Annotated in this window: 25 protein-coding genes; 11 read left to right on the top strand and 14 right to left on the bottom strand. The window is 63.9% G+C overall.

The genetic code is table 11. From position 1 onward, the window contains the following. Positions 1 to 25 precede the first annotated feature (25 nt). The 5 genes from EH240_RS02930 to EH240_RS02910 form a co-directional block, all read right to left on the bottom strand. On the bottom strand, positions 26 to 820 hold the full coding sequence (locus EH240_RS02930) for an FAD binding domain-containing protein (RefSeq protein WP_124995913.1): 795 nt from the start codon (positions 818 to 820) through the stop codon (positions 26 to 28). Beyond that, positions 817 to 1,281 carry an SRPBCC family protein gene (locus tag EH240_RS02925; protein WP_124995912.1) on the bottom strand — a complete coding sequence of 155 codons (465 nt, stop codon included), beginning with the start codon at positions 1,279 to 1,281 and terminating at the stop codon, positions 817 to 819. The genes EH240_RS02930 and EH240_RS02925 overlap by 4 nt, the downstream gene beginning before the upstream one ends. A gap of 124 nt (positions 1,282 to 1,405) precedes the next feature. Beyond that, positions 1,406 to 2,233, bottom strand: a complete 828-nt coding sequence (locus tag EH240_RS02920; RefSeq protein ID WP_124995911.1) for an AraC family transcriptional regulator — start codon at positions 2,231 to 2,233, stop codon at positions 1,406 to 1,408. A 174-nt stretch (positions 2,234 to 2,407) separates the two neighbouring features. Further along, positions 2,408 to 3,406 (bottom strand): ABC transporter permease, encoded by a 999-nt coding sequence (locus EH240_RS02915; RefSeq protein WP_124995910.1) that lies wholly within the window; start codon positions 3,404 to 3,406, stop codon positions 2,408 to 2,410. 76 nt (positions 3,407 to 3,482) lie between these two features. Further along, the gene (locus EH240_RS02910) at positions 3,483 to 4,226 is read right to left on the bottom strand and encodes an ATP-binding cassette domain-containing protein (protein ID WP_124995909.1); all 744 of its coding nucleotides are present in this window, start codon (positions 4,224 to 4,226) and stop codon (positions 3,483 to 3,485) included. Positions 4,227 to 4,677: 451 nt separating this feature from the next. On the opposite strand from EH240_RS02910, the gene EH240_RS02905 reads away from it, so the two are divergent. Both EH240_RS02905 and EH240_RS02900 read left to right on the top strand, forming a co-directional pair. Continuing rightward, positions 4,678 to 5,667 (top strand): sugar-binding protein, encoded by a 990-nt coding sequence (locus EH240_RS02905; protein ID WP_124995908.1) that lies wholly within the window; start codon positions 4,678 to 4,680, stop codon positions 5,665 to 5,667. Positions 5,668 to 5,858: 191 nt separating this feature from the next. Beyond that, positions 5,859 to 6,641, top strand: coding sequence for a FadR/GntR family transcriptional regulator (locus tag EH240_RS02900; protein WP_124995907.1), 783 nt, complete (start codon positions 5,859 to 5,861; stop codon positions 6,639 to 6,641). Positions 6,642 to 6,665: 24 nt separating this feature from the next. On the opposite strand, the gene EH240_RS02895 is transcribed toward EH240_RS02900, so the two are convergent. Then, entirely contained in the window at positions 6,666 to 7,775 is a 1,110-nt protein-coding gene (locus EH240_RS02895; protein WP_281035099.1) for an NAD(P)-dependent oxidoreductase, read from the bottom strand. Here EH240_RS02895 and EH240_RS02890 point away from each other — a divergent pair. Together EH240_RS02890 and EH240_RS02885 are read left to right on the top strand one after the other, a co-directional pair. Beyond that, positions 7,762 to 8,658, top strand: coding sequence for an NAD-dependent epimerase/dehydratase family protein (locus EH240_RS02890; RefSeq protein ID WP_124995905.1), 897 nt, complete (start codon positions 7,762 to 7,764; stop codon positions 8,656 to 8,658). The genes EH240_RS02895 and EH240_RS02890 overlap by 14 nt on opposite strands. Before the next feature lie 98 nt (positions 8,659 to 8,756). Further along, the gene (locus EH240_RS02885; protein ID WP_124995904.1) at positions 8,757 to 9,533 is read left to right on the top strand and encodes a FadR/GntR family transcriptional regulator; all 777 of its coding nucleotides are present in this window, start codon (positions 8,757 to 8,759) and stop codon (positions 9,531 to 9,533) included. 74 nt (positions 9,534 to 9,607) lie between these two features. On the opposite strand, the gene EH240_RS02880 is transcribed toward EH240_RS02885, so the two are convergent. Then, entirely contained in the window at positions 9,608 to 9,898 is a 291-nt protein-coding gene (locus tag EH240_RS02880; protein ID WP_124995903.1) for a DUF3175 domain-containing protein, read from the bottom strand. Positions 9,899 to 10,159: 261 nt separating this feature from the next. Between EH240_RS02880 and EH240_RS02875 the strand changes: the two genes are divergently transcribed. The 7 genes from EH240_RS02875 (at position 10,160) to EH240_RS02845 (ending at position 18,095) form a co-directional block, all read left to right on the top strand. Then, complete coding sequence (locus EH240_RS02875) at positions 10,160 to 11,392, top strand: MFS transporter (RefSeq protein ID WP_167483896.1); 1,233 nt, start codon at positions 10,160 to 10,162, stop codon at positions 11,390 to 11,392. 123 nt (positions 11,393 to 11,515) lie between these two features. Beyond that, positions 11,516 to 12,544, top strand: coding sequence for an HTH-type transcriptional regulator GntR (gene gntR, locus EH240_RS02870; protein WP_124995973.1), 1,029 nt, complete (start codon positions 11,516 to 11,518; stop codon positions 12,542 to 12,544). 295 nt (positions 12,545 to 12,839) lie between these two features. Next, positions 12,840 to 13,964: a sugar ABC transporter substrate-binding protein gene (locus EH240_RS02865; RefSeq protein WP_124995902.1), complete on the top strand. Its 1,125-nt coding sequence runs from the start codon at positions 12,840 to 12,842 to the stop codon at positions 13,962 to 13,964. A gap of 75 nt (positions 13,965 to 14,039) precedes the next feature. Next, the gene (locus EH240_RS02860; RefSeq protein WP_124995901.1) at positions 14,040 to 15,587 is read left to right on the top strand and encodes a sugar ABC transporter ATP-binding protein; all 1,548 of its coding nucleotides are present in this window, start codon (positions 14,040 to 14,042) and stop codon (positions 15,585 to 15,587) included. Continuing rightward, positions 15,584 to 16,564 carry an ABC transporter permease gene (locus EH240_RS02855; protein ID WP_124995900.1) on the top strand — a complete coding sequence of 327 codons (981 nt, stop codon included), beginning with the start codon at positions 15,584 to 15,586 and terminating at the stop codon, positions 16,562 to 16,564. Before EH240_RS02860 ends, EH240_RS02855 begins: the two co-directional genes overlap by 4 nt. Then, positions 16,561 to 17,547 (top strand): ABC transporter permease, encoded by a 987-nt coding sequence (locus tag EH240_RS02850; RefSeq protein ID WP_124995899.1) that lies wholly within the window; start codon positions 16,561 to 16,563, stop codon positions 17,545 to 17,547. The genes EH240_RS02855 and EH240_RS02850 overlap by 4 nt, the downstream gene beginning before the upstream one ends. Before the next feature lie 53 nt (positions 17,548 to 17,600). Then, positions 17,601 to 18,095, top strand: coding sequence for a gluconokinase (locus tag EH240_RS02845; RefSeq protein ID WP_124995972.1), 495 nt, complete (start codon positions 17,601 to 17,603; stop codon positions 18,093 to 18,095). 100 nt (positions 18,096 to 18,195) lie between these two features. Here the strand turns inward: EH240_RS02845 and EH240_RS02840 are convergent, their stop codons facing one another. The 7 genes from EH240_RS02840 to EH240_RS02810 form a co-directional block, all read right to left on the bottom strand. Then, complete coding sequence (locus EH240_RS02840; RefSeq protein WP_124995898.1) at positions 18,196 to 19,362, bottom strand: hypothetical protein; 1,167 nt, start codon at positions 19,360 to 19,362, stop codon at positions 18,196 to 18,198. A gap of 199 nt (positions 19,363 to 19,561) precedes the next feature. Continuing rightward, the gene (locus EH240_RS02835) at positions 19,562 to 20,011 is read right to left on the bottom strand and encodes an RrF2 family transcriptional regulator (protein WP_027167615.1); all 450 of its coding nucleotides are present in this window, start codon (positions 20,009 to 20,011) and stop codon (positions 19,562 to 19,564) included. A gap of 242 nt (positions 20,012 to 20,253) precedes the next feature. Further along, a complete protein-coding gene (locus EH240_RS02830; RefSeq protein ID WP_124995897.1) occupies positions 20,254 to 21,240 on the bottom strand; it encodes a sulfate ABC transporter substrate-binding protein in 987 nt (328 codons plus the stop codon). Between the two features lie 286 nt (positions 21,241 to 21,526). After that, the gene (locus EH240_RS02825) at positions 21,527 to 22,570 is read right to left on the bottom strand and encodes a sulfate/molybdate ABC transporter ATP-binding protein (protein ID WP_124995896.1); all 1,044 of its coding nucleotides are present in this window, start codon (positions 22,568 to 22,570) and stop codon (positions 21,527 to 21,529) included. A gap of 70 nt (positions 22,571 to 22,640) precedes the next feature. After that, the gene (gene cysW / locus EH240_RS02820; RefSeq protein ID WP_124995895.1) at positions 22,641 to 23,525 is read right to left on the bottom strand and encodes a sulfate ABC transporter permease subunit CysW; all 885 of its coding nucleotides are present in this window, start codon (positions 23,523 to 23,525) and stop codon (positions 22,641 to 22,643) included. Next, positions 23,518 to 24,369 carry a sulfate ABC transporter permease subunit CysT gene (gene cysT, locus EH240_RS02815; protein WP_124995894.1) on the bottom strand — a complete coding sequence of 284 codons (852 nt, stop codon included), beginning with the start codon at positions 24,367 to 24,369 and terminating at the stop codon, positions 23,518 to 23,520. The genes cysW and cysT overlap by 8 nt, the downstream gene beginning before the upstream one ends. Positions 24,370 to 24,478: 109 nt before the next feature. Further along, complete coding sequence (locus tag EH240_RS02810; protein ID WP_124995893.1) at positions 24,479 to 25,507, bottom strand: sulfate ABC transporter substrate-binding protein; 1,029 nt, start codon at positions 25,505 to 25,507, stop codon at positions 24,479 to 24,481. Positions 25,508 to 25,532: the final 25 nt, after the last annotated feature.

Raw genomic sequence — 25,532 nt, 5'->3', positions numbered from 1 at the left:
GCTGCGCACTTTTGGGCGACAAGCATCAACCGAGGAGCAGCCGGCCGAGATGGACCGGCAGCACCTCCGCGCGATACCAGGCGCTGGCGATCGGGTCGGTGACCGGTGTGATGCCTTCGCCGGCAACGGCAAGCGCCGGCGCGATCTCCTCGGGCGTGAGCTTGCATCCGAGCAGCGCCTTCTCCGCCGCCTTGGCCCGTATCGGCCGATCGGCCATGCAGCCAAGCGCGATGCGTGCGGCGGTCACGGCGCCGTCCGCCGTGCGCTGCAGGAGCGCTGCGATGCTCAGCACCGAGACGCCTTTCGGCTTGACCCGCGACACTTTGAGGAAGCGGAAGGTTTCTGCCTTGGGCAACGAAAAGCCCACAGCGGTGACGACAGCGCGGCCGGTGTCACGGCCCGCCAGGAAAGTCTCGATCGGCATTTCGCCGTCCTCGGTCGCAACCGAGGCATCCAGCGCGAGCAGCGCCACGGCGAAGTCGCCGTAGGGGGCGGGGGCAAACAGATTGCCGCCGACGGTCGCCATGTTGCGGATCGCCGGGCCGCCGACGGCTCGCGCGGCAGGCGCGATCATGCCAAGCTCGGGATGGCGGGCGATCGCCGCCATGGTGACCGAGGCGCCGATCCGCGCCTTGCCGCCAGAAATGGTGATTTGCGACAGGCTCGGCTCGGTGACGCGCACGAGGCTGGAAACAGAGACGTCACCCTCGTTGGCGGCGCGAACGACCAACGTGCCGCCGCCGAGATAGCGCGTACCCGACGCCTGCAGAGCCGAATTGGCGTCTTTCACCGTCGAGAAGGTCTGCAGCGCAAGGCTCATGACGCGCTCCTCCGATCCTCAGTCTGACCGGCAAAATGGCTCTTCAGGGCATTGAAGCCGCCCTGGAAGACATTGGCGCCCATGCCTTCGGCCAGCTTGTCGGCTTCCTCGGGAGCTGCGTCGAAGCTCGCGGTCCATTCGGCATAGGTGCGGTTGCCGTCGGTCACGCGGCGCAATTGCAGCGTTGCCTTGTGGTTGGTGATCGGCTGAGGCGTCTCGAGGATCGCGTAGCTGACCAGGAAATTCTCGTCGGAGAAGTCGAGCAGTTTCTCGCGCAGCCGCGCACCGCTGACCAATTGGAAGTTGCGCACGCAGCCGATCGTGGCGGCGTCCTTGCCGTCCTCGATGTGGCTTTCCACCATGCGCGGATGCCAGCTCGGCAGGCCGTTGAAGTCGCGGATACGCGCCCAGACCTGCTCGACCGGCGCGTCGATGACGCTGGAGATGCTGACTTTCGCCATAAGCTCGTTCCCTCGCAAAAGATGGGACAAGGCTAGGACGGCCGGTGATCCGGCGCTTATCAATGCGTCTAGCGGGCCTATCAATCAGTCGGAAAAACAGCTGGCTGCTCGGCCCTCGAGGCGCTCAGGACACTGCGCGAGCCGCTTCGCGGTAGAGCGTCGGCGGCACGCCGACATGGTCGCGGAAGAAACGCGAGAAATTGCCCTGGGTGGTGAAGCCGAGATTGCAGGCGACGGAGATCAGCGGCTCCTGCGACCATTGCAGCTGGCGCACGGCTTCCTCCATGCGCAGCGTGTTCCAGTAGACGTTCGGCGTCAGGTTGGTCTGTTCCTTGAACAGCGCGAAGAAATGCGGACGGGACAAGCCGACACTGCGCGCCACGTCGTCGAAGGAGATGCGCTCGCAGACATTGGCCTTCATCAACTGGATCGCCTTGCGGACACGGAAATCGAGCATCGTGTTCACGCGGGCACGCGCTGCGTGGGGCGCCGACGCATCGGCCGCATCGAGCACGCTGTCGATGAAACGCTCGATCTCATAATTGGCGACGTCGTCGATGCTCTCATTGTCGGTCAGGTGATCGAGCAGGTTCGCCGCAGCCTGATGCAGCCACGGCTCCAGCGTGATTGCCGCTTGCGCGAACAGCGGCGCCGACGAGGGCAGATCGCGGCGCCGGCGCGCCCAGTCGGGATCGATGTAGAAGGCGAGGAAAAGGCCCGGTCTGCCGTCATGCGATAGGGCATGGCTGTGCGGTTGAAAGGAGTTGATACCGGCGGCGGTCCCCGGTCCCAACCGCACCGTCTCGCGGCCGATGGTCATTTCGCCGGCCGTGCCTTCCAGCCAGATGATGAGATGCGCCTCGCCATGGGCATGGGTGACGAAGTCGTTGGCGACATTCAGGACAGAAACATGTCCGAACCGGCCCCAGTAGAGCCTGATCGCTTCCGTCATCGGTATCCTCCCGCAAGCGACTGGCCACCCTTCGCCTGCCCGGGGATTGTGCGGTCGGGGTCTGGTCCCGTCAAGGCGTGCAGGAAAGACGGGTGCTTCGCACCGACTGTCCGGGCGGATTTTCAGACTGAGCGATAGGCACCAATCGGGCCAGAGCCAAATCGCAATCCGTTCTCAGTCACTGCGCCGGAAGTTGCGGATGCGGTCGAACAGCACGGCCAGAAGGATGGCGCCGCCGATGAAGGTGCCTTGCCAGAAAGCATTGATGCCGAGCAGGCCGAGACTGTTGCGGATCACCTCGATGAGAGCAGCACCCACGATGGCGCCGAAGGCGGTGCCGACGCCGCCGGCGAGATTGGCGCCGCCGATGACGGTGGCGGCGATCACCTGCAGTTCCATGCCGTTGCCGAGATTGGTGGTGACGGCCCCGAGCCAGCCGGTCTGGATGATGCCGGCGAGACCAGCCGACAGCGCCGAGATCATGTAGACCGCGACCTTGATCTGGCGCACCGGAACACCGGTCAGCGTCGCCGCATGTTCGTTGCCGCCGATAGCGAAGATGTGGCGGCCGAATTTCGTCCAGCGCAGGATGAAGCCGGTGATCAGCGCCAGCAGGATCATGTAGAGCACCGGATTGGCGATGCCGAACACCCAGGCGCCGCCGCCGAGCGCGAGCAGCTTGTCGTGATCGGGTCCGAACTGGAAGACGACGGTGTTGTTGGAGGCGACCATGGCGAGGCTGCGGGCGACCGACAGCATGCCGAGCGTCACCACAAAGGGCGGAAAGCCGAGATAGGCGATGAGAATCCCGTTGAAGGCGCCGATGATCAGCGCCGTCGCGACCGCGGCGGCAATACCGATCTCGATGCTGTAACCGGCATGCATGGTGACGGCCAATATCATCGAACACAGGCAAAGCACCGAGCCGACCGAAAGGTCGATGCCGCCGGTGATGATGACGAAGGTCATGCCGAGCGCGATGATGGCGACGAAGGTGACGTTGCGAGTGATGTTGTAGAGGTTCTTCGGGGTGGCGAAGGAATCGGTGGCAAACGACAGGAACAGGCAGGCGAGGATGACCGCAATCACCACCCAGAAGGTCTGGGTGGCAAACAGCCGCGACATAAAGGTGTGCTGCTTCTGCGCGATCGTCTGGTCAAGGGTGACTGCCATTATCGACCTCTCACGCCGGTGGCCAAAAGCGCCGGCACGGCGAATTCAAAGCTTCGAAATTCCGGACCCGCCACTCTCATGATACCTGCTCGATGGCGCCGGTGATCAGGCCCGTGACCTCCTCGGGCGAGCTCGAGGCGATCGCCTTGTCGGCGACCTTCCTGCCGCGCCGCATGACGATGACGCGATCGGCGACGTCGAAGACGTCCGGCATGCGGTGGCTGATGAGCACCACGGCGATGCCCTGGTCCCGCAAGTGGCGGATCAGGTTGAGCACTTCGGCGACCTGCCTGACCGAGATAGCCGCCGTCGGCTCGTCCATCAGCACGATCTTGGCCTGCGACAGCATGGTGCGGGCAATTGCCACCGCCTGGCGCTGGCCGCCCGACATCTGCTTGACGAGGTCGCGCGGCCGCGTCTCGGATTTCAGCTCGGCAAAGATCTGGCCGGCGCGCTTGTACATGGCGGCATAGTCGAGAATGCGGAAAGGGCCGACGCCGCGGCGCAGCTCGCGGCCGAGATAGACATTGGCGGCGGCCGTCAGATTGTTGCAGAGCGCCAGATCCTGATGGACGATCTCGATGCCGTGCTGGCGGGCTTCCACTGGTTTGTGAAGGATCAGATCCTTGCCATCCATGTGCATGGTGCCGTGGCTCGGTCGGAAATTGCCGGCGATCATCTTGACCAGCGTCGACTTGCCGGCGCCGTTGTCGCCCATCAGCCCGACGACCTGGCCGGCCTCCAGCGTGAACGAAACATCGTTCACCGCCTGGATGGCGCCGAAATGCTTCGAGATGTTGGTGAGTTCGAGAACCGCCACCAGCCTTCATGCCTCCCCGTTTTCGAGCCTGCGGCGCTGCCGCGGCCTCGCTCTCCCGGCTCCTCCCGGGACACAGCGATGTTCATGCCATTTACGCAATGGCCGTCCGGGCGTCAATCAATTGTCGGATGAATTGAAAAGGATTTTATCCAAAAATCTGTTTTGTAGGACAAATAGGATTGACGTTGGCGGCCCGCCGAGATTAGCTAAGTATCGGAGGAAGATTAAGCCGATCCCTCGATCCCGGTTCGCCGGGCGGTGTCGGCGAAGGTTAATCGGTCGAGGGCCTGGCGGCGGCTGTGTCCGCCTCACCGGCTCGGGCCGCATCTGGAAATGCTTATCGGCCTGGCCTGGCGGCACGAGCGCTCGCGAAGCGATCCTCTGTCATCCGGCACCGGGCTGATCTGTGTGGCGGGCACGTCGTGCCCGTCTGTTTCAAGGGAGGACTGAAATGAGGAAATCACTTTTGCTCGCCGCTGCCGCCGTCATGGCGTTTGGCGCCGGGCCGGCTTTGGCCAAGAAACAGCTCGTCATCGTCGTGAAAGGTCTCGACAATCCGTTCTTCGAGGCTATCCACCAGGGCTGCGAGAAGTGGAACAAGGAAAACGCCAGCTCGGAATATGAGTGCTTCTACACCGGCCCGGCATCGACCTCGGACGAAGCCGGCGAGGCCCAGATCGTGCAGGACATGCTGAGCAAGCCGGATACGGTCGCCATGGCGATCTCGCCGTCCAACGCTCCGCTGATCGCGCAGACGATCAAGAGCGCCAATCCGTCGATCCCGATCATGACCGTCGACGCCGACCTTGCCAAGGAAGATGCAGCGCTGCGCAAGACCTATCTCGGCACCGACAACTATCTGATGGGTCACAAGATCGGTGAGTACATCAAGAAGGCCAAGCCGAACGGCGGCACGGTCTGCCTGATCGAAGGCAACCCCGCAGCCGACAACATCCTGCGCCGCGCCCAAGGCACGCGCGACGCGCTCAGCGGCAAGGAAGGACTTGCGGCGCTGGCCGGCGAAGGCGGCTGGACCGAGGTGGCGGGATGCCCGGTGTTCACCAATGACGATGGCGCCAAGGGCGTGCAGGCGATGACCGACATCCTTGCCGCCAATCCCAAGCTCGATGCTTTCGCAATCGAGGGTGGTTGGCCGCTGTTCGGCGCGCCGCAGCCTTACCGCGACCTGTTCAAGCCGATGGCCGACAAGATCGCCAGCAACGAGTTCGTCATCGGCGCCGCCGACACGATCGGCGACGAAGTGGCTATCGCCAAGGATGGCCTGGTGACGGCTCTGGTCGGCCAGCGCCCGTTCGAGATGGGCTACAAGGCGCCGTCGGTGATGATTGACCTGGTCGAGGGCAAGAAGGTCGACGACCCGGTCTTCACCGGCCTTGACGAATGCACCAAGGATACGGTCGACACCTGCATCCAGAAGTAGGCTTCGATCGCGGGGTGCTCGCTTGTGGGCGCCCCGCCTCATCGTTTCAAGATAACGGATGAAGCAGCATTGTCGGGGCGTGAGGCTCCGGCTTTGACGCGCCCATGGCGTGTATTTTTCGGCGAAGCGACCGGCGGGCACGAAAGCAACAGACGGTTCCCCGCACAGTTTATCGCCACATTGGAACGTCGATGTCGGACGAGAAAGCAAGGAAGCGATCCGCCAGGGCAGGGGCGCCAGCCGCCAGCCCGGCCGCAACTGTTCGCCGGCCTGACATGGCATGGGTTCCAGGTTCAAGCGTCCATGCCTCGCTGGCCGGCGAAATCGGGCTGCGGATCGTGCGCGGCGATTATCCGCCTGGAACCATTCTGCCCAACGAAGCCAAATGGTCGGAAACCTTCAATGTCAGCCGCTCGGCGGTGCGCGAGGCGATCAAGATGCTGATGGCGAAAAGCCTTCTGGCATCACGCCCGAAGATCGGCAGCTGGGTCGAGCCGAAGGAACGCTGGAACCTGCTCGACCGCGACGTGCTTGCCTGGTACGCGACGTCGCCCGATCGCGAGGTTTTCCTCAAGACCGTGCAGGAATTCCGTCACATCATCGAGCCGGAGGCCAGCGCCTTCGCCGCCTTGCGGCGGAGCGAGGAGCAGATGGCCGAGATCAGCCAGGCCTGCCGGGAGATGGGCCAAGCCACGAGCCTGCAGGAGCGCACCCGGGCCGACACACGCTTCCACCTCGCCATCCTGAGAGCTTCGGGCAACGACCTCCTGGTACCGCTCGGCGTGCTGATCGAATCGGCGCTCGATCACCTATTCATCTTCGTCACGCGCGAGCACAGCGACCAGCGGCGGGCTCAGTCACTGCACGAAGCAATCGAGCGGAACATCCGACTGCAGCGCCCGGCAGCCGCCAGGAGCGCGGTGCACAAGCTGCTCGCCAACACCGACGAGGTGATCGAGCTGTCGCGGCGGTAAGGCCAGGCCGGCCTTTCGGGGCCTTCAGATCTTCTGCTTCACGCCGTCCTTGGTCGGCATCAGGTCGACGCCGTTGAGCTTGCCGATATGGGTGGCCAGCATCGGCACATACTGCTCGGCCGGCCCGGCGGCGAAGGCAGTCGCGAATGAGTTCTTGGTGGCGTTGCCCAGCGGGTTGGCAATGCCGGCAGCACCAGCCATCGACTCCAGATAGGTCAAATCCTTGAAGGCATTGGCGATGGAGAATTTGTGCGCGTCGCGGTCGCCCTCCAGCGTCCAGCGCATGAAGGTCTGGTAGAAGCCGCAATCCATGCGCCCGTTGCGGATTACGCTGTCGAAGCGCGGCGGCGAGATGCCGACCTTCTCAGCCAGCGCCAGCGCCTCCGAATAGATCGCCGCGTAGCCAAGCGAAATGAAGTTGTTGAGCAGCTTCATGCGATGGCCGTCGCCGGTATCGCCGATATGGACGATGCGGCCGGCCCAGGTTTCGAGGACCGGCTTCAGCCGTGCGAACACCGCGTCGGGCGCGCCGACCATGGCGTCCAACGTGCCTTCCCACGCCTCCTTCGGCGTGCGGCTGAGCGGCGCGTCGACATAGTCGACGCCGAGTGCCTTGAGCTCGGCTGCGAGCGCTACTGTGGAGACCGGATCGGATGTCGAGCAATCGACGACAACCGAGCCTTTCTTCAGGCCTTCCTTCAGCCCGCCGGGACCGCGGATGATCGCCTCCACCTCGCGCGAGCCGGTGACGCAGATGAAGACGATGTCGGAGGCAGCCGCCACCTCGCGCGACGTTGATGCTTCCTTGGCGCCGCGGCCCAACAGGTCTTCCGCCGGCTTGCGGTTCTTGCGGCCGAGGAAGGTGAGCGGATAGCCTTTGTCGACAATGTTCTTGGCAATGCCGTGTCCCATGAGGCCAAGACCGATGAAACCGATGTTTTCGCGGGCAGCGGTGGTGGTCATGTCGTTTCGTCCCTGTCTTTCTTGATGATTGGCGCCGGCGCGGCCGGCCGGTGGCCGATTGCCGGAAAAGGTTTTCGCGGATCGCGGTTGGCAGGCGATTGTGGAATGCCATATTGTCTGACAATACACATAGTTTCCGAGCAATGTGGAGAGCAAAATGACGAAGCGCATCATGTTCACCGGCGGCAGCGGCAAGGCCGGCCGCCACGTCGTTCAGTATCTGGTCGAGCATGGCTGTCAGGTGCTCAACATCGACACCAAGCCGCTCGACAACCCGAAGGTGCGCACGCTGATCACCGACATCACCGACAGCGGCCAGGTGTTCAACGCGCTGTCGAGCTATGCGGGGCTGCACGAATTCGACCCGTCGCTGCGGGCGCAGCCGGTCGACGCGGTGGTGCATTTCGCCGCCATCCCGCGCATCATGATCACGCCCGACAACGAGGTGTTCCGCATCAATGCGATGGGCACCTACAACGTCATCGAGGCGGCGGTGAAGCTCGGTATCCGCAAGGTGATCATCGCTTCCAGCGAGACGACCTACGGCCTGGTCTTCGCCAACGAGCCGCGCAACCCGACGCATTTTCCGCTCGACGAGGACTATGACGTCGATCCGATGGACAGCTATGCGCTGTCGAAGATCGTCAACGAGAAGACGGCGCGCGCTTTCGCGCTGCGCAGCGGATTCGACATCTACGCGCTGCGCATCGGCAACGTCATCGAGCCGCATGAATATGCGCTGTTTCCGAAATGGTTCGCCGATCCGGGTTTCCGCAAGCGCATCGCCTGGAGCTACATCGACGCCCGCGATCTCGGCCAGATCACCTTGCGCGCCATCGAGAAGGATGGGCTGGGCTATCAGGTGTTCAACGCCGCCAACGACGACACCTCATCCGACCTGCCGACGGCAGAGCTCTTGAAGCGCTTCTATGCCGGCGTGCCGGTCAAAGCCGAGCTCGGTGAATTCGAGACGCTGCTGTCGAACCGCAAGGCGCGTGACGTGCTGGGCTTCCGGCCCGAGCACAGTTGGCGCAAATACGTCAAGGCGGCGTGAGGGGCCAAATCCCGGCTGAGCTGTGCACATCCACGCGCGTTGCGGCAAAGCTGGCTTGCCGTGCTTGACAGCTTCCGAAAACCGGACTTTCTGGACATATGCGGGATGCAAAGCCGAACAGCGAACAAAGGCCGACGAAAACGGCATCCGCCGAGCGTTCGGCCGGCGTTCGGCGACCCAACGCGCCGCGCATCCCGGGCTCCAGCGTGCACGCGTCGCTGGCGAGCGAGATCGGCCTTAGGATCGTGCGTGGCGATTATCCGCCTGGAACCATCCTGCCCAACGAAGCGAAATGGTCGGAAACGTTCAGTGTCAGCCGCTCGGCGGTGCGCGAGGCGATCAAGATGCTGATGGCCAAGAGCCTTCTGGCATCGCGCCCGAAGATCGGCAGCTGGGTCGAGCCGAAGGAACGCTGGAACCTGCTCGATCGCGACGTGCTCGCCTGGTACGCGACCTCGCCGGATCGCGAGGTGTTTCTGAGGACGGTGCAGGAATTCCGCCACATCATCGAGCCGGAGGCGACGGCCTTCGCGGCGATGCGGCGCACCGACGAGCAGATGGCCGAGATCAGCCAGGCCTGCCGCGAGATGGGCGAGGCGACCAGCCTGCAGGAGCGTACCCGCGCCGACACGCGCTTCCACCTCGCCATCCTCCGGGCCTCAGGCAACGACCTGCTGGTGCCGCTCGGCGTCCTGATCGAGTCCGCCTTCGACCATCTCTTCGCCTACACAACGCGCGAGCTGGACGACCTGCAGCACGCCCAGAAGCTGCACGAGGCGATCGAGAAGAACATCCGGCTGCAACGGCCGGATGCCGCGCGCAATGCCGTGCGCAAGCTGCTCGCCAATACCGACGACGTCATAAAGTCGCGCTAGGGCGGAATTCGCCCGGTTTGGTCGCTTCGCGCCCGCCTGCGGCTCGGCTGGCCTGACGTAAATCTCGTCACGCCTTAGCTGTTTTCTCTCTCGCGCCCGAAGGCGACGCGCAATTCGTCCTTGGCCTTTTCCAGGATCCTCTTGCGCGATTCCGGCAGGTTTCTGCCGGCGCGGTTGATGTAGAAATTCAGCATCGACATTGCGGACCGGAACGGCTCTGCCTTGCGGCGGTCGCTGTGCTCGGCCGAGCGCTTCAGCGAGGCGGCGATCTTCTTCGCATCGTCGGATTCGAAGACGTGCTCCTCGAGATCCAGCGCATCGCTGTGCTTGGTCACTTCGGCCGACCATTTTTTCCTGGCGGTCATGGCGTAACTCCTTCCTGATGCGTGTCGCCCAAAAGCGCGCAGCGGCTTTGGGGCAATGACATGCGTCAAAACAGGGACTTAACGGGCATCGCTTAAACACGTTTCTGCGCGACGCGCCTTAAGTTCACAACTCCAGACAGCATGACCGGTTCCCGATTGCTGGAGCCACGGATTTGTACCTTGTGGCGCTGCTCGGCACAGGAAATGCGCCGATAGTGGGTGAAACCGCCCGATCTTAGAGAATCGCGGACTGGAAACGCCTTGACAACAACCGTCTCCAGCCGGGCGAGTGGCCCCGGCGTCGACAGCACCTACGCATGGACGCGGCTCGGCATCTCGATGCTTTTGTCGACGATCGGCGGCGCCGGCATGTGGGCGGTGGTCGTTGTTCTGCCCGCCGTGCAGGCTGAATTCGGCCTCGACCGCGCCGCGGCTTCGATGCCCTATACCGCGACCATGGTCGGCTTCGCCGCCGGCAATGTGCTGGTCGGACGCGCTATCGACCGCATGGGCTACTGGATCCCGGCGCTCGTCTCGGCGATGGCGCTCGGCGCGGGCTTCCTGCTCGCCTCGCTGACGACCTCGATCCTTGCGTTCACCCTTGTCCAAGGGCTGCTGATCGGCGTCGGCACCTCGGCGATCTTCGGCCCGTTGATCGCCGACATCTCGCACTGGTTCAACCGCCGCCGCGGCGTCGCGGTGACGGCGGCTGCATCCGGCAGCTACCTTGCTGGAGCGGTCTGGCCGACGGTGATGCCCTATGTCATGCAAGGCGAAGGCTGGCGCTTCACCTATGCCGCGATCGGCATCTTCTGCCTCGCCACAATGGTGCCGCTGGTGCTTTTGCTCAAGCGCGGCGCGCCGCGCGAGGCCGCCCAAGGCTCGCCGGGAGGCCGGCCGGCGCAGCCGATCTCGCTGTCGCCGGCGGCGCTGCAGATGCTGCTGGTCGTTGCCGGCTTCGGCTGCTGCATGGCGATGTCGATGCCGCAGGTGCATATCGTCGCCTATTGCATGGATCTCGGCTACGGCGTGGCGCGCGGCGCCGACATGCTGTCGATCATGCTGGCGGCGGGCGTTGTCAGCCGCATTGGCTCAGGCTTCCTCGCCGATCGCATCGGCGCGGTGAAAACCTTGATCATCGGCTCGGCGCTGCAATGCCTGTCGCTGTTGTTCTACATTCCCTTTGACGGGCTGGCCTCGCTCTATGTGGTCTCGCTGGTGTTCGGCCTGTCGCAAGGCGGCATCGTGCCCTGCTATGCCATCATCGTGCGCGACTACATGCCGGCCAAGGAAGCCGGCCAACGGGTCGGCATCGTCTTGATGGCGACGATCTTCGGCATGGCGGTCGGCGGCTGGATGTCGGGCTGGATCTACGATCTCACCGGCTCCTATGCCGCCGCATTCCTCAACGGCATCGCGTGGAACCTGGTCAATCTCGCGGCGATCATGCTGCTCCAGTGGAAGGCCAGCCGTAGCGCGGCCGCCGCGGCCTGACTGCTTGACAATGGCGGACACGTGCGCGACCCCAGGGCCGAGGCAGAACGGGCCGGGTGGCGCAATGACAAGGGTGCCGATCTTCTTTCCGCGGCGGCGCGCCGAACGTGCGGGGGCAAGGTGGTGACGGGGCCGCGATCGCGACGCGGCGGCGGCCGTCCCACCATTGCAGACGTGGCGCGCAAAGCCGGCGTCGGCGCGATCACCGTGTCGCGCGCGCTGCGCGAGCCTGGGCGGGTTTCGCAGGATCTGCGCCGGCAGATACAGGACGCTGTCGACGAACTCGGCTATGTGCCGGATCCCAACGCGCGCGCATTGGCTTCGGCGCGGGCGGAGGTCTTCGGCGTGCTGGTGCCGTCGCTCACCAACAGCGTCTTTGCCGAAGTGGTGCGCGGCATCTATGACAGCCTTTCGGACAGCCCGTTCCGCATCCAACTCGGCAACACGCATTACTCGGGCCTGGAGGAAGAGCGGCTACTGCAGGTTTTTGCCCCGCAGCGGCCGGCGGCGCTGATCGTGGCCGGGATCGACCAGACGCCGTTGTCGCGAAAGCTGCTGGAGACGGCCGGCTGCCCGGTGGTGCAGGTGATGGAAACCGGACCGGATCCGGTCGACATGCTGGTCGGCTTCTCGCATTTCGACGGTGGCCGAACGGCGACCGAGCACCTGATCGAGGTCGGCTGCCGGCGGATCGGCTTCATCGGCGCGCGCATGGATCCACGCTCGCAACGGCGCCTTGCCGGCTATCGCGCGGCAATGGAGGCGGCGGGCCTGTTCGATCCCCGCCTGGTCACCACCACGCCGCTGCTGTCCAGCGTGACGCTCGGCCGCGAGCTTTTCCGCGATGCGCTGGCGAAGATGCCGTCGCTCGACGGCGTCTTCTGCAACAATGACGATATCGCGCTTGGCGTTCTGTTCGAGTGCCACCGCGCGGCGATCGCGGTGCCGAAGACCATCGGAATCGCCGGCTTCAACGACCTCGACATGATGCAGACGGCTTTCCCGTCGGTCACCAGCGTTCGCACGCATCGCTACGAAATCGGCAGGCGCGCCGTCGCCATGGCATTGGCCGCGATTGCCGGAAACCGCCCTGAGCAGCGGATCGTCGATCTCGGTTTCGAGCTCATGCGCCGGGAGAGCACCGCGCGTTGAAACACGCAGAGGCGACTGTGCGAATGCCGGTTTACACTACGGAATGGTAGCGCTACCATTCCACCTGTGGGGTTTTCCGGGGCGCAGTGTAGACCTGTTTATTATACATAAGTAACAGTTCATACTTGTTTATTATGTATAATATGATAGTTCTTTAAGCCGCCTGCAGGGGCGAGGGGAGGACGAAAAGGGGGACGGCGCAGTCGCCCCGGAAGCGCATCGGACTGGCAGGAGGTGCCGGCCGACAGCGCCAGGAAGCCATCAACAAGCAGAACTGCAACTGGGAGGAATACCGATGATCAAGTCACTCGTTGGCGGCGTCATTGCCGCCACTGCATTCGTCATGCTGAGCTCTTCGGCGATCGCCGATCCGGAAATCGTGAAGGGGCCGGCGGCCGAGCCGGACTGCTTCGCGCCCTGGTCGGCCGACACCCAATTTTTCAAATTCCCCAAGAAGGATGGACCGTACCGCATCGCGCTCGCCAACGGCTATATCGCCAATACCTGGCGCATCCAGATGATCCAGACGGCCAAGGCCTATGCCGCGCAGCCGGACGTCGCCAAGAAGCTCAAGGAATTCAAGGTGGTGTCGACCGGCGAGGATGTGCCGGCGCAGATTTCGGCGATCAACAACTTCATCGATTCCGGCTTTGACGCGATCGTCGTCAACGCCCAGAACCCGACCGCGTTCGGGCCGGTGATCAAGCGCGCCAAGGAAGCCGGCGTCGTTCTCGTCGCCTTCGACAATATCCTCGACACCAAGGACGCCATCAACGTCAATGTCGACCAGAAGGGCCTCGGCGAATTGTGGGGCAAGTGGCTGGTCGCGCATGTGCCGAACGGCGGCAAGGTGCTCGAGGTGCGCGGCGTCGCCGGTACCTCCGTCGATACCGACCGCCATAACGGCATCCACGAGGTGCTCGACGCGTCTGGCAAGAAATGGAGCGTCACCGAGGTCGTCGGCAAGTGGGACGACGGCGTGGCGCAGAAGGCCACGGCCGACGCCATCGCCACCAGCGGGCCGTTCGACGGCATCACCGGACAGGGCGGCGACACCGGCATCGTGCAAGCGATGATGGACGCCAAGCATCCGTTCGTGCCGTTCGGCGGCGAGACGGAAAACGGCTTCCGCAAGTTCTGCGCGGCCCATGCCGGTGATGGGCTGAAGTGCTCGTCGGCCGGCACCGGCCCGGCGCAGGTCGCGGTCGCCATCAAGACGGCGATCGCAGCCCTCGAAGGCAATGTCGTGCCGCAGTCGGTCAAGCTGCCGCTGGCGATCGTCGAGGATCCGAACTTCAAGGCGGGCCAAGACTACTTCCCCGACCAGTCCGACAATTTCTTCGTCGGCAATTCCTTCCCCACCTGTGGCATCAATTTCACCGCCCAGGAAATCATGGGCCAGACCAAGGAAAACAAGTAGCCTGATCTTCCGGCGCCGCGGCTTCCGCGGCGCCGGCCGCATGATGCCAATCGCGAACTGGCCTGGGGAGGGCTGATGGACGGCGCGGCTCCGCTCTTCCGCATGGAAGGCATATCCAAACGCTATGGCGGCGTTCGGGCCTTGGAAAAGGCCGATCTCACGGTCACGGCCGGCAGCATCCACGCCATCCTCGGCGAAAACGGCGCCGGCAAATCGACACTGATCAAGGTGATGGCGGGCGTCGTCGCGCCGGACGAGGGCCGCATGATGCTCGATGGCAGTGAGGTGAGCTTCGCATCGCCGGCAGCGGCAAATCAGGCCGGCATTGTCTGCATCTTCCAGGAACTCTCGCTCATCCCGGAGCTGAGCGTCGCCGACAACATCGTCATTTCCGATCCGCCGAAGCGCTTCGGCATGATCGACCGCAAGGCGCAGCGGCGCATGGCGGAAGAGGCGCTCGCCCGCGCCGGCGCCTCCGACATCCATCCGCTGGCGCTGGTCAAGGACCTGCCGCTGTCGCGCCGGCAGATGGTCGAGATCGCCAAGGCGCTGGCCAGGAAGCCGCGCATCCTGATCCTCGACGAAGCGACCTCGGCGCTGACGGCGGCGGATGTCGCCAAGATATTCGGGGTGCTGAAGCGGCTGCGCGAGGAAGGGCTGGCGCTGCTCTACATCTCGCACCGCATGAACGAGATCGCCGAGCTTGCCGACCACTGCACGGTGTTCCGCAACGGGCGCAATGTCGCCAGTTACGCAGCGGGTTCGAAGAGCGACAACGAAGTCGTCGAACTGATGATCGGCCGCGAATACAGCCACATTTTCCCGCCGAGGCCGGTCCGGCCCGAATCCGTGGCGGCACCGGTTCTGGAAGCGCGCAACCTATCCTGGAGCGGCCGGCTGCACAATATCTCGTTGTCGATCGCGGCGGGCGAGGTTGTCGGGCTGGGTGGGCTGGACGGCCAGGGCCAGCGCGAATTGCTGCTGGCGTTCTTCGGCGTGCTGCGCGGTCTTTCCGGGCAGATCCTGGTCGACGGCAAGCCGGTCTCGATCGCAAGCCCGGCGGCCGCGAGCCACGATCGCGTCGGCATGGCGCTGATCCCGGAAGATCGCAAGACCGAAGGGTTGATGCTGCCGATGACCGTGCGCGAGAACCTGTCCTTCGCGGCGCTCGACAGGCTGTCGAGAGCCGGCTTCATCGACCGCGGCGCCGAGCAGCGGCTGATCGACGACATGGTCGGGCTGCTCGCCATCAAGACGGCAGGCCTCGACATTCCGGTCGGCGCGCTTTCCGGCGGCAACCAGCAGAAAGTGGTGATCGCCAAATGGCTGATGCGGCAGCCGCGCATCATCCTGCTCAACGATCCGACGCGCGGCATCGATGTCGGCACCAAGCAGGAACTTTATCAGCTGATGCGCAAGCTGGCCGACGCGGGGGCCGCCATCCTGTTCTATTCGACGGACTATGACGAGCTGATCGGCTGCTGCGACCGCGTGCTGGTGCTTTATGACGGCGCGGTCAAGCGCCAGCTGGTCGGCGCCGAGATCACCGAGCATGCGCTGATCGCAAGCGCGCTAAACATCCACCCCCGGGGCGAAGGCGCGGCGAAGGGAGGCGAAGCGTGAAGGAATGGCGCTACTGGCTGGCCGAGCAGCGCGGGACCTTGCTGGCTTTCGCCATCTTCATCGTCATGTTCGCAATCTACAGCGCGAACCATCCGGCCGGCTTCACCGCCAATGTCGTGCAGACGGCGGCGAACAAGGGCGTGCTGCTGGCTTTCGTCGCCATGGCGCAAACGCTGGTGGTGATCACCGCCGGCATCGACCTGTCGATCGGCATGATCTTCACGCTGACCAACTGCATGGCTTCCTGGCTGGTGATCGGCACGGGGCTCGAAACCGCATTCGGTGTGGTCGCGGTGCTCGGTACCGGGCTGCTGTGCGGCGCGGTCAACGGCGCTATCGTGATTTATGGACGGCTGCAGCCGATCGTGGCCACCATCGCCACGGGCGCCGTCTATTTCGGCCTTGCGCTGCTTCTGCGCCCGGTTCCCGGCGGATCGGTCAATGAGGACCTCGCCGACTTTCTGACCGGGCGTTTCTTCGGCGTCGTGCCGGCGAGCCTTGCGGCGCTGCTCGTCGTCGTGCTGATCGTCTGGGTGCCGTTCCGCCGCTCCGAGCTCGGCCGCGCGGCCTATGCGGCGGGTTCGTCGGAGACGGCGGCCTACATGTCCGGCGTGCCGATCCGCAGGGGCAAATTCCTTGCCTACACCCTGGCAGGGCTGCTTGCCGCGATCGGCGGCCTGTTCCTGACGTTCTTCACCTATACGGGCGAAGCCGCCTATGCCAGCGGCAATGCCTATACGCTGTTCTCGATCGCGGCGGTCGTGCTCGGCGGTGTTTCCCTGTTCGGCGGCAAGGGCAGCGCCATCGGCGCGATCTTCGGCGCGCTCGCCTTCCGCACCATCGGCGACCTCCTGTTCGTCTTCGATTTCGATCCGCTCTGGCAGCCGCTGTTCCAGGGCGTTATCCTGTTGATCGCGGTCAGCCTCGGCGCTTTCGCGCTGTTTCGGGTGCGCAACCGGCTGGAGTGGTTCCTGTGAGCGAAACGACGTTTGGCGGTATCGCCGGCCGCATGCCGAAATTCATCCGCTGCGCCGATCCGGCGGTGGCGACCGCCTTTGCCTGCATCGTGGTGCTGCTTCTGCTCGGCAGCCTCTATTCGCGCAGCTTCCTGTCGCCGGAATATCTGTTGCAGCAACTGAAGGTCGCCTCGTTCCTCGGCGTGATCGCCACCGGCATGATGCTGGTCGTCCTGCTCGGGCAGATCGACCTGTCCGTGCCATGGGCCGTGGCGGCTGGCGCGATGATGGCCTGCGCCGCGGCGGCCTATGGTCCGGTGGGGGTCGCTCTTGCCATCCCGTTCGGCGTCCTGTGCGGGGTCGCGATCGGCATCGTCAACGGCATCGGCGTCGCCTACCTACGCATCCCCTCGATGATCATCACTTTGGCCACCAACGCCGTCGCGCAAGGGCTGATGGTGGTCTACACGGGCGGGTTCTCACCGCAGGATTCGGCGACTTCGGCGATGCGCTACCTTGCGACCGGTTTTACCGTTCCGGGGGTGCCGAACGCCGTGATCATCTGGGCGCTGATAGGGGCGGCAATGGTTTTCGTGCTGACACGCACCACCTTCGGCCGCGCCGTCTACGGCATCGGCAATCGCGAGCGTGCCGCCTATCTTTCCGGCATCGACACACGCCGCGTGGTGATGATTGCCTTTGCCGTGTCCGGCGGGCTCTCGGCCTTTGGGGGTGTCCTGCTTGCGGGCTATGCGTCGAAGGCAGCACAGTCGATGGGCGATGCCTATCTGCTGCCGTCGATCGCCGCGGTGGTGCTCGGCGGCACCTCGATCCTCGGCGGGCGCGGCTCCTACCTCGGCACCGTCGCCGGCGTGATCCTGATCACGCTGCTGCAGTCGATCCTGTCGGTCATGCAGATGCCGGAGGCGGGACGGCAGATTATCTACGGCGTCGTCATCGTCGCCATGCTTTTGCTCTATGGCCGCGCGCCGGCAAGTCGCTGACCGTGGATGAAGGATCGGCAAGGGCACAGCCATCGGAGGCTCGATTGAACGGCATGCGGTCAGCGCCGGCCATCGTCGTGATGGGGGTCGCCGGCTGCGGCAAGACGGTCGTCGGCGAAGCGCTGGCCAAAGAGCTGAGCGCGGTCTTCATCGAAGGCGACCGACTGCATCCGCCCGAAAACGTGGCGCGCATGGCGCGCGGCGAGCCGCTGACGGATGCGTTGCGCGAAGGCTGGCTCGACGCCATCGGCGAGCGCATCGCGGCCTCCGTCGCCGACGGACAGAAAGCCGTTGCGGCTTGCTCGGCGCTGAAGCGCAGCTATCGCGACCGGCTGCGCGGCTTTTGCCCGGGCATCGTCTTCCTTTATCTCAAGATCGATCGCGAGACCGCCTGGCGGCGGGTCGCGGGCCGCAAAGGCCATTTCATGCCGGCAAGCCTGGTCGACAGCCAGTTCGCGACCCTGGAAGAGCCGGGCCCGGACGAGCTCGCGGTAACGGTGGACGCGGCGCGGACCGTAGCCGCGATCGCGAAGGAAGTGCTCGGCTAGAGCATGTCTCCCGAAAGTGTGCAGCGGTTTCGGGACAAAGACATGCTTAAAATCAAAGGCCTAAAGCAGGTCGCGTAAATCCTTTTTCACGCGACCTGCTTTAGCCTGTATCGCCACCGATCGCGGGTTGGTCCTGTCGCCCGGTGAGCCGGTTGGCGCCAGACCAGGCCATCATCTGGTCCGGGTATGATTTCACCGCTTCCAGCAGGCGGTCCCGCTTGAGCAGGATGTAGCCGGCTTGCAGGACGAGGTTCTTTGCCGCCACGTCCTTTGCCGCCACGTCTTTTGCCGGCTGGGATGCCGGCTGGGCAGCGTTGGGCTTCAGTTCCGGGCTGACGATCGCCCGGTATTCGCGAAAGGGCACAGCCTCCAAGGTCGACATGGCAAACAGCGCAGCACCTGCGCGCGCCGCGAAATTCGCCGGCGCCGAGGCGAGGTGGGTCCAGCCACGCTCGCCCATGGCGATCTCGGTGAAGGTGGAGCCCGCGTGGACGGTGTTGGTCATCAGCACGACGCCGTTCTCCTTCAGCGTCTTCTGGATCCGCACCGTGACCTGGTAGGCGTCGGCGCGCTCGAAGACGATGCGGCTTTTCAGGAAGCGGTTCTCGACCTCGACCAGCGGCCTGTTGATCACATGCAGGCCGAATTTGCTTTCCGAAAAGCCGTGGAAGTTGACGCTCACCTGGTGTGCTTCGATGCCGGCTTCAAAGAGGGCGCGCTTGCCCATGATCGTCTGGGCGATGAACTGATCGCACCAGACAATGGCGCCGCGGCCGCGCTGCAGGGCCTCGCGCAAGCCGTCGATGCCTTCCAGCGGGATTGCCGGCGACCAGCGCCTGCCGGGCACCAGATGAGCGGCAAGCATCAGGCGGCGGCGATGCGCGGCGGCGAGATGGCCCTTGAAAAGGGCTCGCGTGTCGGCGTCATCGCCAAGCACTGCTTTGATCGCGACGTCATAGCGCGCGAATTCCTTGCGAAAATGGCGCTTGCGCCGAAGCGTCGAGACCCAATCGCAGATCGGCGCCCACCAGGCGACCGGCAAGACCGCCGCCACGCTGAGATAGAACAAGGAGAGCAGGCTTTCGCGCAGATCCTTGTTGGAGACGCTGCGCAATTTGCCGGGGCGGACGAGCTTGCGGCTGAAGAAGCGGACGGTTTCGCCCCGCTCCGGCACCGGCACGTCGGCGATGATCTCGGTATGATAGACATTGGGGGATGACGGTTGCGTGTCGGCCCTGCGCGAATTGCCAAGCCAAGGCAGCCTCATGCGTCAGATACCCCCAAACCTTGTTCCATGCGTCAGCCGATTTACTGCGTCTGCCGCGGACAGACAACCAACGGCGTGGCGCGCGGCCGGGCAGCTAAAGCGCGTCGCGTCGAGACGGAATCAGGCGACGCGCTTTAAATCTTTGTTTTGATGCATGTCGTTCTCCCCAAAACCGCTGCGCACTTTTGGGCGACATGCATTAGATCTGTGAGGTCAGCTCGGCCGGGAAATCGTCGTTGTCGGCGTCGCGCATGGCGGCGAGGCTGCGATTGTCGAGCACCTCGGCGATCGCCTGCCGCACTTCCAGCATCATGTGGCGGACCTGGCATGTCGCCTCGTCGCAGTCCTCGCAGCGCTGATATTGCGTCCGGCTGGCGCAAGGGATCGGCGCCAGCGGTCCGTCGAGCACGCGCACGACATGGCCGATCTTGATCTCGGAGGCGGGCCTAGCGAGGCGATAGCCGCCTTCCTTGCCCTTGCGGCTCTGCACGAAACCGGCATTGCGCAATTCGCCCAGGATGGCATCCAGGAATTTCTTCGGGATGTTGTTGGCGACCGCTATGTCGTTGACGAATGCAAGCTGGCCAGCCGGCAGGCTGGAAAGATGCACGAGGGCTTTGAGGCCGTATTTGCCTTTTTTGGTCAGCATGCCCGATTCAGTTCATCAAACCCCAATTGCCCTGCATCTGGCGGTTGTTTGTGTGCAAATCATGACAGTTCGGCCGCGCAGCGCCAATTGGCACAACAATTCGTCAACACAGGTTTAGGCACAAACGCGTTGATTCTTCGTAACGTTTTTCACATTGGGCGCGGTGATTTCCCCGACAAAACGATGCCGGCACCGGATAACGAAGAAAGCCGGCTTTCCTGCTCTCTTTCCGATCGAGTGGGCTAGCGGCTGCCGTAGACCTGGTCGAGCAGGCCGCCTGCCGCGAAATGCTCTTTCTGCACCTTGTCCCAGCCGCCGAAGACCTCATCCACCGTCAACAGGCGGACGTCGGGAAAATCGGCCTTGTATTTGGCGGCGACTGCAGCGTCGCGCGCCCGCAGGCCATCGCGGGCGGCAATGTCCTGGCCTTGGGGCGAATAAAGGAAGTCGAGATAGGTCTTGGCAAGATCGCGGCTGCCGTGCTCGTCGGCGACCTTGTCGACGATCGCCACTGGGAATTCTGCCAGCAGGCTGACCGAAGGCGTGACCTGCTCGAACTTGTCGTCGCCATATTCCTTGCGGATGCCGCGCGTTTCGGATTCGAAGGTGATCAGCACGTCGCCGATCTCGCGCTGCACGAAGGTGGTGGTGGCGGCGCGGCCGCCGGTGTCGAAGATCGGCACGTTGTTGAACAGCTTGGTGATGAACTCCTTCACCTTGGCGTCGTCGCCCTTGAAGGCCTCCTTGGCGTAAGCGGTGGCGGCGAGATAGGTATAGCGCGCATTGCCTGATGTCTTCGGGTTGGGGAAGATCACCTGGACGTCGTCGCGCGCCAGATCGCTCCAGTCCTTGATATGCTTGGGGTTGCCAGCGCGCACCAGGAAGGACGGCAGCGAATAGAAGGGCGAGGCGTTGTCCGGAAAATCCTTCTGCCAGTCGGCCGAGACAAGACCCTTCTTGACCAGGAAATCGACGTCGGTGACTTGGTTGAAGGTGACGACATCGGCAGCCAGGCCTTCGGCGATGGCACGCGCCTGCGCCGAGGTTCCGGCGTGGGACTGATCGACGGTCACGCCGGGATGCTGCGCGATGAAAGCCTTGTTGATGTCGGCAAACAATTCGCGGCCAACGTCGTAGGAGGCATTCAATAGCCTGTCGGCCGACCAGGCTTGGGAGGGCGCCAGGACGAGGCCGGCAAAAGTGACGATGCCAAGCAATAAGCGCTTCATGAAACGATTCTCCTCTCGAATAATGCGGAACTATGGTGCGACCATAAAAAGGAAAGCCTGGCCCGACCAGGCACGGGGTCCGAGGGGCGGGCAGGCGGCTGAAAAATACCTCGCCGAAACAGCTGTTTGGTAGGTTTTTCTTCCAAGCAGATTCAGCGCGGCGCTGCTAGATCCCGATAAAATCGGGATCGCTCTATCTCTTTTGTTTGAGCATGATCTTTTCCGAAAACCGAATTCCGGGATCATGCTCTAGGGTGCCGCAGCAAGCGCCGGGCAGAAAGATGCGTCAGGAGGCGGGGAAGAGCTTCCAGCGCCTCGGCCTGAAGGCCACCCGGCTCTTCTGTGCCGCGGGATGGTCGACCGGCAGCTCGATCTCGACGCGCTGGCGCTCGCCGCCGACCTCGAGCTCGACCCGCCTGGTGCTGGCGACGCGGCGGCTGGCGGCGACCGTGCCGGCGATGCAGCCGCTGCAGCCGTCGAGCAACTCGACATCATGCGGACGGAAGCAGAGCAGCGCCTCGCCGGATGGCGCGTGCGGCGGCGCCTGCAGGCCGATCGGCCGGTCGGCGAGCCAGACCTCGCCATTGTCGACCTTGACCGGCAGCGAGCTCGATTCACCGATGAAGCTGTAGACGAAAGGCGAGTTCGGCGTGTCGTAGATTTCGTCGGCGGTGCCGACCTGCTCGATGCGGCCCTGGCTCATCACCACGACGCGGTCGGCGAGCTCGAGCGCCTCCTCCTGGTCATGGGTGACGAAGACCGTGGTGTGGCCGGTCTGATCGTGGATCTCGCGCAGCCAGCGGCGCAGCTCGCGACGCACCTGCGCGTCGAGGGCGCCGAACGGCTCGTCGAGCAGCAGCACCCTGGGCTCGATCGCCATGGCGCGGGCCAAAGCGACGCGCTGGCGCTGGCCGCCGGAGAGTTGTGCCGGATAGCGCTTTTCCAGCCCCGACAGTTGGACGAGGTCGAGGAGCTCGGAGGCGCGGCGGCGGATTTCCTGCGCCGATGGTCTGGTGGCGCCGTGCCGGACCTTCAGGCCAAAGCCGATATTGTCGGCAACCGTCATGTGGCGGAACAGCGCGTAATGCTGGAACACGAAGCCGACATTGCGCTCCTGGATCGACTTCTGCGAGGCGTCCTCGTCGCCGAAGAAGATGGCGCCCCTGGTCGGCCGCTCCAGGCCGGCGATCAGCCTGAGCAGCGTCGTCTTGCCGGAACCGGACGGCCCAAGCAACGCGATGAGTTCACCCGACCTGATGTCGAGAGACACGTCGTGGAGCGCCGGAAACCGCTCAAACTCCTTGCGCACGTTGGTAACGCGAACTTCCATACAGATCCCTCAGTTAGTTGATGCACGTCGTTGCCCTAAAACCGCTATGCAGTTTTGGGCGACATGCATCTTAGTGTCCGCGCGCTGCGGCGATCTCGGCGCCGTAGCGCATCTCGAGAAGTGTTTTCAAGACCAGCGTCACCAGCGCCAGGCCGGCAAGCAGCGAAGCGACCGCGAAGGCGCCGACGGCGTTGTACTCATTGTAGAGAATTTCCACATGCAGCGGCATGGTGTTGGTGAGGCCGCGAATGTGGCCCGAGACCACCGACACCGCGCCGAACTCGCCCATGGCGCGCGCGTTGCAGAGAAGCACGCCGTAGAGCAGCCCCCATTTGACGTTGGGCAGCGTCACGTACCAGAAGGTCTGCCAGCCATTGGCGCCCAGCGAAAGGGCCGCCTCCTCGTCTCCATTGCCCTGTTCCTGCATCAGCGGGATCAGCTCGCGCGCAACGAAGGGGAAGGTGACGAAGATGGTGGCGAGCACGATACCGGGCACGGCGAAGAGGATGACGAGGCCGTGCGCCTTCATCCATTCGCCGAGCAGTCCCTGAGCGCCGAAGAGGAGCACGTAGACCAGGCCCGAAATGACGGGCGACACCGAGAAGGGCAGGTCGATCAGGGTGGTCAGAAACGCCTTGCCCTTGAATTCGAACTTGGCGATCGCCCAAGCGGCCGAGATGCCGAAGACGATATTGAGCGGCACCGAGATCGCCGCCACCAGCAGCGTCAGGCGGATCGCCGAACGCGTGTCGGGGCTGGAAAGGGCCTCCGTGTAGGCGCCGATGCCCTTGGCAAGCGCCTCATGGAAGACGACGATCAGCGGCAGAAGCAAGAAGACGGCGAGGAAGGCGAAGGCTGTTCCCATCGCCACCCAGCGCACCGGCCGGCTTTCGGTAACTGCCGCCGACTGGCTCTCGTGGTGCGGTTCGTAGGTTTTGATCTCGGGGTCAGCCATAGCGCTTGCGGCTCCATGTCTGCGCGAGATTGACGACCAGGAGCATCACGAAGGACAGTGCCAGCATGATCGCTGCGATCGCGGTCGCCGCCTCGTAATTGTATTCCTCGAGTCGGATCACGATCAGCAGCGGCGCGATCTCCGACTTGAACGGCAGGTTTCCGGCGATGAAGATGACCGAGCCGTATTCGCCGACACCGCGCGCGAAAGCGAGCGAGAAGCCGGTGATGATGGCCGGCGCCAGGCCGGGAAACAACACGCGGGTGATGATCTGGAAGCGGTTGGCGCCAAGCGTGGCAGCGGCCTCCTCAACCTCCTTGTCGATCTCCTCCATGATCGGCTGGACGGTGCGCACGACGAAGGGAAGGCCGATGAACACCAGCGCGATGACGATGCCGAGCGGGGTGTAGGCGACCTTGATGCCGAGCGGCATCAGAAGCTGGCCGATCCAGCCATTCGGCGCATAGAGCGACGTGAGCGCGATACCGGCGACTGCAGTGGGCAAGGCGAAGGGCAGGTCTACCATCGCGTCGGCGATGCGGCGGCCGGGGAAACGGTAGCGGACCAGCACCCAGGCGACGATCGTGCCGAACACGACATTGACCGCGGCGGCGATGAAGGCGGTGCCGAAGCTGATCTTCAGCGCGTTGAGGGTGCGCCGATCGACGGCGATCGCCCAGAAATCGGTCCAGCCGAGCGCGGCCGAACGCCAGACCAGACCCGAGAGCGGGATAAGGATGATGAGCGTGAGGTAGGCAAGCGAGAAGCCGAGCGTCAATCCGAAGCCCGGAATGACGCTCGGCTGTCTGAATCGCCACCCCGCCTTAGCGGGTCCTGTGTTCATGCTGTTCTGGATCGTCCCTTCTTATTCAGACCAGATTGCCCTTCGCCTCGGCCCGGGCATTCGTACAATAGACCCAATCAGGTTTCATCCGGCCTATGGCCACCATGCTTCATTGGGCGGGCTTGTAAATCTGGTCGAATATACCACCGTCGCCGAAATGATAAGGCTGCGCCTTCTTCCAACCGCCGAATTGCGGATCGTCGATGGTAACCAGCTTGATCGCCGGCAGCTTGGCGAGATCCTCGGCAGGCACCAGATCGGGCTTGGCCGGTCGGTAGTGGTTCTTGGCGATGATTGTCTGGGCTTCCTTGGAATAGAGCCAGCCCAGATAAGCCTCGGCGACCTTGCGCGTGCCCTTGGCGTCGACATTGGCGTCGACCACGGCGACCGGCGGCTCCGCCAGGATCGAGGTCGGCGGGTAGACGATATCGAAATTGTCGGCGCCGAATTCGTCCAGCGCGAGATAGGCCTCGTTCTCCCAGGCGATCAGCACGTCGCCCAGCCCCTTCTGCGCGAAGGTCACCGTCGAGCCACGGGCGCCGGTATCGAGCACCGGGACGTTCGCATAGAGCTTGCCGACGAATTCCTTGGTCTTGGCTTCGTCGTTGCCGTCATTGGCGTTGGCATAGGCCCAGGCGGCGAGGTAGTTCCAGCGCGCGCCGCCCGAAGTCTTTGGATTCGGCGTGATCACCTGGACGCCGTCCTTCACCAGATCGCTCCAGACGTGGATGCCCTTGGGGTTGCCCTTGCGCACCAGGAAGATGATGGTCGAGGTGTAGGGTGCCGAGTTGTTCTCGAACTTCGTGCGCCAGTCCGGGTTGATTTTCTTCGTCTTCGAGACGATGGCGTTGATGTCGCCTTCAAGCGCGAGCGTCACGACATCGGCGTCGAGTCCGTCGATGACCGCTCTGGCCTGCGCGCCCGATCCGCCATGCGACTGCTGGATGGTGACCGTCTCGCCGGTCTCTGCCTTCCAGTGGGTGGCGAAAGCCTCGTCATAGGCCTTGTAGAGCTCACGTGTCGGATCGTAGGACACATTCAGAATGGTCGTGTCGGCAAACGCGAAACCGAGCGTGCCGAACTGGACAGATGTGGCGACCAGCGCGCCGAGCAGTTTCCTGAAATGAGGGTTGGTCATTTCCGCCTCCGTTGAACTGCTGCGA

Source organism: Mesorhizobium tamadayense (genome assembly GCF_003863365.1).
Classification (GTDB): Bacteria; Pseudomonadota; Alphaproteobacteria; order Rhizobiales; family Rhizobiaceae; genus Mesorhizobium; species Mesorhizobium tamadayense.
This window is presented reverse-complemented; position numbering and strand designations above follow the sequence as displayed.